Genomic DNA, 11726 nt, shown 5'->3' on the forward strand with positions numbered 1-11726 from the left:
GCGGGTTTTGCTTCGACTAGATCAAATCCAGCGTCATGACCACGGGGCAATGATCGGAAGCCTTCGGACGATCCCAGCCGGTGCGGGGATAACGTTCGACCTCCTGCCCCGGCGGGAATATCGTCCGGAAAGGCTGTCCATTGCGAATGATTTCGGGAACATGCGTGACGTTCGTCTCCGCCAGACGCGGGGACAGCCAGATATAGTCGAGCTGGCACAGATGCTGCTCCTGCGGCCCGCGTGAATGGTAAAGCGTCCAGCGATCCATGACGTCACGGCGCATCATCGGATTGACCACGAAACCATCGGCCGAAAGGATATCGAGCGCGCTGCGCTCCTCTTCGACGGGCGCGAAGCTGTAGCCGCTGCGTCTGTCGCCGGAAATCGCGACACGCTCCTGATAATCGTTCAGATCGCCGCAGATGGCGAAATTCTTGTTGCGCGTATTGCCCACACCCCAGCGGTTTTCAATGATACTGCGCACGGCCATGGCTTCCGCCTCGCGGATCGGCATGGTGGCGATGCGGGCGTCGACCGCATCGCGGGCATTGGTCATGGATTTGAAATGCGTAACGTAAAGCGTCAGCGGCTTTCCACCGATCCTCAGGTCGATTTCCAGGCAATCCCGTTTGAAAATCTTGTCGTCGATCTGGTTTGTCACGGCAAGCGCGGGATTGAAGAGATCGAGATTACGATAGGTCAGCGCCGCATGGCTCTTGATATCGACCACCTCGATCCTGTCGCCGTCCCGCGTCTCCTCACGCATGACCACGGCGACATCGATGCCGCGGCTGTCATTGCCCTCGACCAGATATTTCTGCAGGTAGCCATTGCCGACCATGCGATAGAGATAGCCATATTCGAAGGCCTGCAGGGCGGCCATGTTGTCCACTTCCTGCAGGCAGAGAATATCGGCATCCGCATCGGCAATGGCGAGCGCCGAAAGCTGGCGCGTATCGTCGGTGGAAGACACCATCCGCGCGCTTTCCAGCGCCTGATAGGTCGCCTCGTCCCTGATATCGAAAAGCTGGATCGCCCTGTCGCGCCGCGTCTGGTTGCGAAAGCCGGTGAAATCGAAACGGGTGAGGAGATTTTCGATATTGAAGGTGGCAAGCCGAAGCGACATGAATGATCCCTGTTTTGAATACCGAGACTAGCGATTCCAGACCCGTTTCGCCAGTGGAGTGTTCTCGCACGAGTGCGGCGCTGCCTACCTCTTTCCGATTGCTGAATTTCTCTCCGTCAATACCGGCCCTGAGCCGGTATCCAGCCAGCCCAAGTCCTTGGGCTGAAAGGAGTCCTCTCGCCGCGCAGACGCGCGGCGGCTAGATTCCGGCTCAAGGCCGGAATGACGGGGAACCCAATAAAATGGGAGAAGCGAGATCTGCCGTATTATTGCATCGACAGGTCGCCCGTGACACCACCTCTAAAGCCGCCACGCCGCGCGAATGGCGACCGGCAGGCGATCACCGACTGCCACCGCTTCGCGCGAATAGGCCCTCAGCGCCTGCCCATCCGGCAGGTCGAGGCGCAGGGCATAACGCTCGCCCTCATAAAGAACCGAGGTGACGGTGCAGGCAATGCCCTCTGCATCCCGCACCACATCCTGCGGCCGCACGAGAATATCCGCCTGCGGCAATAGCCTGCCGCTCTCCATCGCTGCCCGAAGTTCTGCCCAATCAAGGTCGCGCGAAGTCCCTTCCGGCACCGGCAAGGTCAGGATCGCCCCCTGCCCCACCAGCGAGCCGACCAGCCTGCCTTCGGGCCGCGCATAAAGCTCCGCCGGTGGCGCGACCTGCAGCAGCTTGCCCTGCGACATCACGGCGACATCGGTTGCCAGCGCCATGGCTTCCGCCTGATCGTGGGTGACATAAATCATCGTCGCGCCAGAGCGGATGTGGAACTCGCGAAACGTCTCCTCCATCTCCTGCCGCAGATGCCGGTCGAGATTGGCGAGCGGCTCGTCGAGCAGCACCACGTCAGGCTCGGTAACGAGGCAGCGCGCGAGCGCCACGCGCTGCCGCTGGCCACCGGACAATTCAGCGGGGCGGCGATCGGCGAAGCTCTCGAGGCGGACCGCGGCAAGCGCCTGGCGCACCTTGTCGCGATATTTCTCACCCGAAATACCGCGCACCTTCAAGGGATAACCGGCATTGTCGGCAACCGACATATGCGGCCACAGTGCATAGGACTGGAACACCATCGCCATGTTACGCCGCTCCGGCGGCACCATGCTGCCGGCATCGGCCAGCACCCGCTCGCCGAGCAGGATGGAACCGTCGGTCGGCTGTTCGAAACCGGCGATCATGCGCAGCACCGTCGTCTTGCCGCAGCCGGAAGGCCCGAGCAGAGCGAGAAAACCGCCGTCGCGCACCGTCAGCGACACATCGTCCACGGCTGGTTTCGAACCGGCACCGAAACTTTTCGACAGGCGGTTGAGGATCAGTTTCGCCAAGGGACCACTCCTTTCGGCAGATAGCGCCCCAGAATTTCCAGCAGAGCCATGAGGAAAATCACCATGATGACGACAAGCACCGAAAGTGCCGAGGCAAGATCGAAGCTGCCGCTGTCATCGAGATTGTAAATGAGCACGCCGAGCGTCTGGGTGCCGGCGGACCACAGCAGCGCCGAAACCGTCAGCTCGTTGCAGGCGATCAGGAAAACAAGGATGACCGATGCCCCCGCCGCAGGCCCGACCAGTGGCAGGATGATATCCTTCAGCCGCCGCCAGAAACCGGCGCCGGAGAGCCTTGCCGCCTCTTCCAGCGACGGGTCGAATTGCAGGAAGGCGCTGACCATGGGTTTGAGGCTGACGGCGAAGAAGGAGGAGAAATAGGCGAGCAGAATGATCCAGATCGTGCCGTAAAGCGTGATGCCGACAAGCGGAATGGGAGCCGCGAAAAGCAGCACGAAAGAAACGGAAATCACCACCCCCGGCAGCGCATAGGGAATATCCACCAGCGCCGAAAGCAGGAACATGAAGCGGCTCTTGCCGCGCACCAGGAAATAAGCCGTCAGCACCGTCACCGCCAGCAGGCAAAGCGAGGTGGCCGTCGCCAGAAACAGCGAGTTGCGGAAGGCGGTACGCGTCACGCTCTGCCGATAGAGCAACTCCTCATAGGCATGCAACGTCGCGGTCTTGAGGCTGAGCGGCACGCCATAGGCAGGCGCGAGCGAGCTTGCCACCAGCGCCGTCAGCGGCGCCACCAGCATAAAGAACAGCACGAGCCACAGGGCAAGCTCCGCCGGCACCCGCCACAGCCCAAGCCGGAAGGTCGCCGCCTTACCGGAAAGGCCTATGATGCGATAATCCCTGCCCTTCATCGCCCGTTCCTGAAGCGCAAGCCCGGCGACGGAGATGATGGCGATCATGGTGGAGAGAATGGCGATATCGCCGAATGTGCTGGTGCCGAAACTGGCAAAACGGCTGTAGATCAGCGTCGGCAGGGTGAAGAGCGAGGCGGGAATGCCGAGGATCGCCGGAATGCCGAAATTGCCGACACTAGACACGAAGGAGATCGCCGCCCCGGCGATCAATCCCGGCGTCGACAGCGGCAGGATGATATCGAACAGCACGCGGCGCGGCGAAGCACCGGAAAGCTTGGCTGCCTCGATGCCGTCCTGCGGCAAGGCCAGCAGACCGGCCCGCAGCGACAGATAGACGAGCGGCGCGTGCTGCACACCGAGCAGCAGCGCGATGCCCGCAATCGAATAAAGCGGCTGCGGCGATCCCATCGCCGGCGCAAGGCCGATGGCCTTCAACAGCGTGCTCGAGGGACCGGTCATGCCGATCCACGACAGCGCCGTCACCTGCGGCGGTATCATCATCGGCAACATGAACAGGAAGCTCAGAATCGACTTGCCGCGTATGTCGCAAAGCGTCAGCGCAAGTGCGAAAGCGCCGCCGATGCCGAGCGAAATCAGCATGCCGAAAAACGATGTGGAGAGCGTGTTCAGCGCCGCATCCCAAAGCGCCGGATCGGCGAGAAGCCGCCATATGTCACCATTAAGTGATGACATGATGCCGGTATAGGCGAGCCGCCCGAGCGGCAGGGCGCTGAGCGCAAAAACAACGCTGACCACAAAAGGAAACAGCCAGCGCGGCTGGCTGCTTCCATAGGCATTGGAACGGGACATGCCGCTATATCAGCCCTTGGAGCCGAAGATGTCGGAGAAGGTCTTCAGGTCCTGTTCGGAATTCTTCAGCGCATCGGCAGCGTTGAGCGGCAGAACCTTGATCTTGTCGCGGGCCGGGAAACCTTCCGGCATGCCGGCATCAGCACGAACCGGGATGTAACCGAGCTTCACGAAGCCCTGCTGGCCCTTTTCGGACAGCACGTAATCGACGAACTTCTTCGCCGCTTCCTCATGCTTGGTGCCCTTGATGATCGCGACCGGCTCGGTGACGGCCGAAACGCCCTCTTCCGGGAAGACGAACTCGACCGGCGCGCCCTTGGCCTTTTCGCGGATCGGCATGTAATCGACGACCACGCCATAGGCCTTTTCGCCCGATGCAACGGACTTCAGAACCGCGCCGTTGCCACCGCCGGCAATGGCTTCATTGGCCTTCAGCTGCTTGTAATAGTCCCAGCCGAGATCCTTAACGGCGGCAAGCGTCTGCGCATGGATCAGCGCCGCACCCGAGGTCAGCGGGCTCGGCATGGTCACCAGACCCTTGGCTTCCGCCTTGGCCAGATCCTTCCAGCTCGTCGGCTTCATCGCAGCGGCGGTGTTGTACATGATGCCTGTCGTGATGAGCTTGGTGGAATAATAAAAGCCGTCCGCATCGTAGAGCGAGGCATCGATGTTCTTGGCTTCCGCAGACTTGTGGGCCAGAAGCTGGCCAGCCTGCTTCATGCGCTCCAGCGTCACGGTATCGGCGATCAGCAGCACGTCGGCAACCGGATTGCCGGCATTGATCTCGGCCATTAGCTTGGCCATGATCTTCGGCGTTCCGTCACGCACCCATTCGACTTCAAGACCGGGATTGGCAGCCTTGAAACCATCAACGGTCGCCTGCGCGTCCTCGTTGGGCTGGCTGGTGTAAAGCACCAGATCGGCGGCATTGGCGGCGGTGGCGATGAAGCCGAGCGACACGATGGCGGTGAAAGCGGAGAGCAGCGTTTTCATGGGTCCAGTCCCTGTTGTTTGGTGGGACCGCTAAAACATGATTGCATAACATGTATGTGACAGGCAGGATTTTTGGGGTGTGATCTGTTGGGATCGTCGAGATTGAGGGGAACAGTGCCCCTTGGCGCTTGCGGCTCACCCCCCTCTGCCCTGCCGGGCATCTCCCCCTCAAGGGGGGAGATCGGCAAGAGGCGCTGACACCACTTCGGTCTCAAACATCGAGATGGGCGAAACCTGCCCGCGAGTCGATCTCCCCCCTTGAGGGGGAGATGTCCGGCAGGACAGAGGGGGGTGAAGCCACAACCTCCGTCGTTGCCGCAAAGCCCCTTAAATAGCCGGCAACGCCTCGCCCGTTTCCGCCTGCGCCGTCGCGATCAACCGGCCAAGCCGCTTCATGCCTTCCTCGATCATCGCCTCGTTGGCGCAGGAGAAGCTGATGCGCAGCGTATTCGTGCCGGAGCCATCCGCGAAGAATGCCCGGCCGGGAACGAAGGCGACCTTTTCCGTGGCGATGGATTTCGCCAGCAGAGCTGCGCCATCCATACCCTCAGGCAACGTCACCCAGATGAACATGCCACCTTCCGGCTTCGTCCATCGCGTGCCCTTCGGCATGTATCTGTCGAGCGCAGCCAGCATCGCGTCGCGACGGGCGCTATAGGCTGCCTTGATCTTGGCGACCTGTTTGTCGAAGCCGCGCGAGGCGACACGTTCGATGGCGATCTGGTTGATGGTGGAGGAATGCAGGTCGGCGGCCTGCTTCATCAGCACCAGCTTGCGGATGACCGGCGCGGAAGCGACGATGTAACCGACGCGAAGGCCTGGTGCGAGCGTCTTCGAAAAGCTGCCGCAGTAGATGGTGCGGGTGTTCTCGATGCCGCCCGAGCGGGCGATGTCGAGCGCCATGATCGGCGGAACAGCCTCGCCATCGTAACGCAGCGACTGATAGGCGGCATCTTCGATGACGGCGATATCGAGTTCATCGGCCAGCGCCAGAACCTTTTCGCGGCCGGCCAGATCGACGGTTTCGCCGGTCGGGTTGGAGAAATCGGCCGAGAGATAAGCGAACTTCACCGCACCGCCGAGCTTGGCCGCCGTTTCGCGGTAAGCCTCGGGCGTGCGGTTGCCGCCGGGGTTCAGCTGGTCGTAATTCGGCTCATAGGCGTTGAAGGCGGAAAGTGCGCCGAGATAGGTCGGCCACGTCACCAGCGCCGTATCCTTCGGCGACAGGAACAGCTTGCCGAGATAATCGAGACCCTGCTGAGAACCGGAAACGATAAAGACGTTATCGGCGGTGCAGTCGATGCCGATCTCGGCCATTTCGCCCGCCAGCCATTCGCGCAGCGGCTTGTAACCTTCGCTTACCGAATATTGCAGCGCCGAGTTGACCTGCGAACCCGAAAAAATTTCCGCATAAGCCTGCTGAAACTCCTCTGCGGGGAAAAGAGCCGGGTCAGGAATACCGCCGGCAAAGGAAATGATATCGGGCTGCTCGAGCAGCTTCAGCAACTCGCGGATTTCGGACGCTTTCATGCGCGAAGAGCGCGTGGCGAAAATTTGTTCCCAATTGAGCATGGGTACGTTTCCTCTTGTGTCGTTTTTATGCGTGCATCTTTACAGAAATGTCGATACGTCAGCAATACTGACTTATCAGTTTTTCGAATTATTTCTGCCTCCCTGCACCTTGCCCGCAACCGACCTGCCTTAAGGCCCGATTTTGCGGACAAAGCCAAATACACCCTTGCGCAAAGCTTCACAATCACACCTTTGCGATTGACGCGGCATGGTTTTCCAGCTGGATTGCGCGCGCGCCGCAACACGGCGAAAGCATCATGGGAGTTTGACGACATGCTGAAAAATATCGACCCGGCGCTGAATGCCGATGTCCTGCACGCGCTGCGCGCCATGGGTCACGGCGATACGCTGGTAATCTCCGACACCAACTTCCCTTCCGATTCTGTTGCCCGCCACACGACCGTCGGCAAGGTGCTGCATATCGACAACGTCTCCGCAGCCCGCGCCATGAAGGCGATCCTCTCCGTCCTGCCGCTCGACACGCCGCTGCAGCCCTCGGTCGGCCGCATGGAAGTGATGGGCGCGCCGGATCAGCTGGAGCCGGTGCAGGTGGAAGTGCAGAAGGAAATCGACGCGGCGGAAGGAAAATCCGCTCCCATGTATGGCATCGAGCGCTTCGCCTTCTACGAGCAGGCAAAAAAAGCCTATTGCGTCATCACGACAGGTGAAACCCGATTTTATGGCTGCTTCCTTCTGACGAAGGGTGTCATCCCGCCAGCGAAGTAAGGCCGAAAACGGGAAAATTGCGCCAACCGCCCACCTTCATGACAATTTCAAGTTGTTATGGCAAAAACTTCCACTAGGCTTGAAAAACCAACCGGAGGTGTGCGGATCATGACCCAATATGTCCTGGCGTTCTGGAATGTCGAAAACCTGTTTGCGCCGGAGGGTTATCCGGCGCGCGAGCCGTGGATTGCCGAGCGGCTGAAGAACGATCTGAAAGGCTGGACCGAGGACCTGTTCAAAACCAAGGTCAAGCAGCTCGGTCTGATCATAAGCCAGATCGGCGGCGCGGGACCGGATCTGCTCGGTGTCTGCGAAGTCGAGAACCGTTTCGTTCTGGAGACGCTGGCGGAACATCTGAACGACCTCATGCCCGCGCGCTCCTACCGGGTCGTGCACGCCGATTCCAGCAAGGACCAGCGCGGCATCGATACCGCCTTCATCTACGACAGCAAAAAGCTGCTGATCAACGAGAACGAGATTTTCAGCCATTTCGTGATGCGCCGCACCGGCACGCGCGACATTACCCAGTGCACCTTCATCACCAAGGGCGGCCGCCAGCTTATCGCGCTCTCCAATCACTGGCCGTCACGCTCTGGCGGCGCGGTGGAAAGCGCCGGTTTTCGCATGACCGCCGGTGAAACGCTGGGCTACTGGCACCAGCGCATCAGGGAAGAGAAAGGCAACGACATCGCCGTCATCGCCTTCGGCGACTTCAACGACGATCCTTCCGATGCATCGCTACGCTACCACGCCAATTCCACCCGCGAGCGCGACGATGTCGAAAACTCGCAATCGGCCATGTTCTACAATCTCACATGGAATTACCTGCGCCAGCCGGTGGTCGATTCAGTGGGCACGGCAAGAACCATCTACGGCACGCTCTATTTCAACGGCGATGCCAATATCTTCGATCAGATCCTCGTTTCCCGATCGCTTCTGACCGGTAGCAGCGGCTTCAAGGCGCGTGAGGAGACGGCAAAAATCGAAGCCATTGCCGCCATGGTCAGCCACAGCAAGAATGAGGGGCCGATCCGCTTCGGCCTGTCGAAAGGCGATGCGGTCAAAAACGTCAATCTCGGTGGGTTCTCCGATCACTTCCCGGTTTCGGTGATTATCGAAGAAGAAGACGCCATCGTGTGACAGCACATCGAAAACAAAAAGGCCGGAGCTATCGCCCCGGCCTTTTAATCTTCTGCAAGCAATGAAGCTTAGTTGACGGCCTTGTCGACCAGCTTGTTCTTGCCGATCCAGGGCATCATGCCGCGCAGCTTGGCGCCGACTTCTTCGATCTGGTGGGAGTCGTTGTTGCGACGGATACCCTTGAAGCGGGCGCCGCCGGCCTTCCATTCCTGCATCCACTCGGAGGTGAACTTGCCGGTCTGGATGTCGTGCAGAACGCGCTTCATTTCAGCCTTGGTGTCGGCAGTGATGATGCGCGGACCGGTGACGTATTCGCCCCACTCGGCCGTGTTGGAGATCGAGTAGTTCATGTTGGCGATGCCGCCTTCATAGATCAGGTCGACGATCAGCTTCACTTCGTGCAGGCACTCGAAATAGGCCATTTCCGGTGCGTAACCGGCTTCGACCAGGGTTTCGAAACCGGCGCGGATGAGCTCGACGAGACCGCCGCACAGAACGACCTGTTCGCCGAAGAGGTCGGTTTCGCACTCTTCCTTGAAGTTGGTTTCGATGATGCCCGAACGGCCGCCGCCAACGCCGCAGGCGTAGGAGAGAGCGAGTTCAAGCGCGTTGCCGGAAGCGTTCTGGTGAACGGCAACGAGGCAGGGAACGCCGCCGCCCTTCTGGTATTCGCCGCGAACCGTGTGGCCTGGGCCCTTCGGTGCGATCATGACGACGTCGAGCGATGCCTTCGGCTCGATGAGGCCGAAGTGAACGTTGAGGCCGTGTGCGAAAGCGATTGCTGCGCCATCACGGATGTTGCCGGCGATGTCGGCCTTGTAGATGTCGGCCTGGAGTTCGTCCGGCGTCGCCATCATCAGAAGGTCGCCCCACTTGGCGGCTTCGGCAACGGTCATGACCTTGAAGCCGTCGGCTTCGGCCTTCTTGACGGTCGGCGAACCGGCCTTCAGAGCGATGACGACGTTCTTGGCGCCGGAATCCTTGAGGTTCAGCGCATGGGCGCGGCCCTGGGAACCGTAGCCGACAACGACGACATTCTTGGACTTGATGAGATTGAGATCGGCATCACGATCATAATAAACGCGCATTTTATGGTCCTTCCCTAATGCTTGTCTCTCAGTTGTCTGAACCGGAATGTCAGGCGGGTTTGCCGCTGAGTTCCGAATGTACTTTTTCCGTGCCGTAGAGGGTCAGAAAGGCGACGACCGCCTTCTTCGCCCGGGCGGAAAAATCCTTGTCCGGCGCCTCGCCCAAAAGCATGCGCACATGCAAATCCGAAACGATGAGGCCGTAAAAACTGCGATACGCCTCTTCGGCATCATCGAAACGCAGATAGCCCGAACGGCGACCCGCCTCAATCAGCCCACGCGCCCGCCGGTCGATCTGGCGACGGCCGCGTTCCAGCAGCAGATCGCCGAGCTTCGAGCCGTCACGGCTCGCCTGCCCTATCGCCAGACGGTTAAGCGCCAGCGACACGTCACCCGCCAGCACATCCAGCAGATCATGCGCGAAAACCTCGAGGTGATCGGCAAGCTGCGGTGCGGAAACGCGGTCGCCCGCCTTCTCGAAGGTGCGGACCTTGCTCTGCTGAAAGGTGATCATCGCCGCCAGCAGGCCGTCCCGGTCGCCGAACCACTTATAGAGGCTTTCCTTGGAACAGTTGGCGGCGCGCGCCAGACCCGATGTGGTGAGCGCTTTCTCGCCGCCCTCGACCAATAGACGCAATGCCTGATCCAGAACGGCGTTCTGGCGCGGCGAAAATTCCTGCGCTGTGATCGGGTCGGAAGCCAAGTCTTTCCACTCCAGGGGCTCGATTAATGTACCGTACGGTACGGTTCGAGCGCCATTTAAGCGGAGGCTGCTTGCCCGTCAAGCGGATTCTTCGGGGGAGGATGAGAATTGACGCGGTGCGGTGCAGCGTGAATGCCGGCCTGGGGAGCTTTACGAGGTTGTGCGTCGGTTAGTGGATTGATGGCGGGTGGGGCTTACCCCCCTCTGCCCTGCCGGGCATCTCCCCCACAAGGAGGGAGATCGGCAAGCGGCTTTGGCGCCGCTTCATTCTCTGGCCTTGAGATGGGCGAAGCTTAGCCTCATATCAATCTCCCCACCTGTGGGGGAGATGCCCGGCAGGGCAGAGGGGGGTAAGCCACACCCGCCATCAATCCGCTAACCGACGCACAACCTTCCCAACTACCCAACCGCGCTGATCTCCCGCGATGCATCAATATCCCGCGACGGCGATAACCCGTAGAAACGGCTATATTCGCGGCTGAACTGCGACGGGCTCTGGTAACCGACGCGATGGCCGGCGGTGCCCGCATCCAGCCGCTCCAGCAGCATCAACCGCCGCGCCTCATGCAGGCGCAGTTGCTTCTGGTACTGAACCGGCGTCATGGCCGTGATCGTCTTGAAGTGATGGTGGAAGGACGAGACGCTCATGCCGATATGATCGGCCAGATCCTCGATACGCAGCTGGCGTGCGAAATTCTCACGCAGCCAGGCAATGGCGCGGGCGATGCGGTTGCCATGGCTGCCGGCCGCGATGATGTTCATAAGCTGCCCACCCGCCGGTCCGGTCAGGATGCGATAGAGGATTTCCTGTTCGATCAGCGGCGCCATGGCCGCAATGTCCGCCGGACGGTCGAGCAGGCGCAACAGGCGAATGGCCGCATCGAGAAGTTCCGGCGTGGCCGTATTGACGACGATGCCGCGCTGGGCGTTCGCCGGCTCGGCAGGCGGATCGATGGGCACGCGGCGCATGAGATCGAGCAGCTTTTCGCTGTCGATGGCAAGAGCGATGCAGAAATGCGGCACCTCCCTGCTCGCCTCCACCACCCGCCATGCAACCGGCAGATCAAGCGAGGTCAGGAGATAATCCCCCGCGCCATAATTGATGGTGTCCGTTCCCAATTGAACGCTTTTCGAGCCCTGGATCACCAGCGCGAGACAGGGGCGATAGCTGCCGTGGCATGGGGCGCTCGGCGTCGTGCGCCGGCTGATGCCGAGGGAGTCGATTGCCGTCTGCACCTCGCCGTCCTGGGTAGCATGCCGCGCGGCAATGGAGGCGATCTCCTGATAGACATTGAACGGCAAGGACATAGGGGAAATCCCTTAACTGAAGGAAGAGATGCGTCGGATGCCTTTTATCTAGAAAGCCG

General features: G+C 60.5%; 10 protein-coding genes. 2 read left to right on the forward strand and 8 right to left on the reverse strand.

The window, feature by feature from the left end; all coding sequences use genetic code 11:
* Positions 1–16: 16 nt before the first annotated feature.
* The 5 genes from CFBP4996_RS08310 to CFBP4996_RS08330 all read right to left on the reverse strand — a co-directional run bounded on the left by CFBP4996_RS08310 (position 17) and on the right by CFBP4996_RS08330 (position 6702).
* A complete protein-coding gene (locus CFBP4996_RS08310; RefSeq protein ID WP_121490265.1) occupies positions 17–1126 on the reverse strand; it encodes an endonuclease/exonuclease/phosphatase family protein in 1110 nt (369 codons plus the stop codon).
* Between the two features lie 300 nt (positions 1127–1426).
* On the reverse strand, positions 1427–2455 hold the full coding sequence (locus CFBP4996_RS08315; protein WP_080851528.1) for an ABC transporter ATP-binding protein: 1029 nt from the start codon (positions 2453–2455) through the stop codon (positions 1427–1429).
* The gene (locus tag CFBP4996_RS08320; protein WP_080851526.1) at positions 2443–4137 is read right to left on the reverse strand and encodes an ABC transporter permease; all 1695 of its coding nucleotides are present in this window, start codon (positions 4135–4137) and stop codon (positions 2443–2445) included. The genes CFBP4996_RS08315 and CFBP4996_RS08320 overlap by 13 nt, the downstream gene beginning before the upstream one ends.
* A gap of 9 nt (positions 4138–4146) precedes the next feature.
* Positions 4147–5130: an ABC transporter substrate-binding protein gene (locus CFBP4996_RS08325; RefSeq protein WP_035223972.1), complete on the reverse strand. Its 984-nt coding sequence runs from the start codon at positions 5128–5130 to the stop codon at positions 4147–4149.
* A 327-nt stretch (positions 5131–5457) separates the two neighbouring features.
* Positions 5458–6702, reverse strand: a complete 1245-nt coding sequence (locus CFBP4996_RS08330) for an aminotransferase-like domain-containing protein (RefSeq protein ID WP_059756777.1) — start codon at positions 6700–6702, stop codon at positions 5458–5460.
* A gap of 273 nt (positions 6703–6975) precedes the next feature.
* On the opposite strand from CFBP4996_RS08330, the gene CFBP4996_RS08335 reads away from it, so the two are divergent.
* On the forward strand, positions 6976–7428 hold the full coding sequence (locus tag CFBP4996_RS08335) for an RbsD/FucU family protein (RefSeq protein ID WP_003522400.1): 453 nt from the start codon (positions 6976–6978) through the stop codon (positions 7426–7428).
* A gap of 108 nt (positions 7429–7536) precedes the next feature.
* On the forward strand, positions 7537–8568 hold the full coding sequence (locus tag CFBP4996_RS08340; RefSeq protein WP_080851523.1) for an endonuclease/exonuclease/phosphatase family protein: 1032 nt from the start codon (positions 7537–7539) through the stop codon (positions 8566–8568).
* Between the two features lie 68 nt (positions 8569–8636).
* On the opposite strand, the gene ilvC is transcribed toward CFBP4996_RS08340, so the two are convergent.
* From ilvC to CFBP4996_RS08355, 3 genes are all read right to left on the reverse strand, one after another.
* Complete coding sequence (gene ilvC / locus CFBP4996_RS08345; protein ID WP_003495030.1) at positions 8637–9656, reverse strand: ketol-acid reductoisomerase; 1020 nt, start codon at positions 9654–9656, stop codon at positions 8637–8639.
* Between the two features lie 49 nt (positions 9657–9705).
* Positions 9706–10359: a TetR/AcrR family transcriptional regulator gene (locus CFBP4996_RS08350; protein ID WP_003507581.1), complete on the reverse strand. Its 654-nt coding sequence runs from the start codon at positions 10357–10359 to the stop codon at positions 9706–9708.
* A gap of 399 nt (positions 10360–10758) precedes the next feature.
* Entirely contained in the window at positions 10759–11667 is a 909-nt protein-coding gene (locus tag CFBP4996_RS08355) for an AraC family transcriptional regulator (RefSeq protein WP_080851521.1), read from the reverse strand.
* Positions 11668–11726 lie beyond the last annotated feature (59 nt).

Origin of the sequence: Agrobacterium leguminum, assembly GCF_005144435.2 — a bacterium.
GTDB lineage: Bacteria > Pseudomonadota > Alphaproteobacteria > Rhizobiales > Rhizobiaceae > Agrobacterium > Agrobacterium leguminum.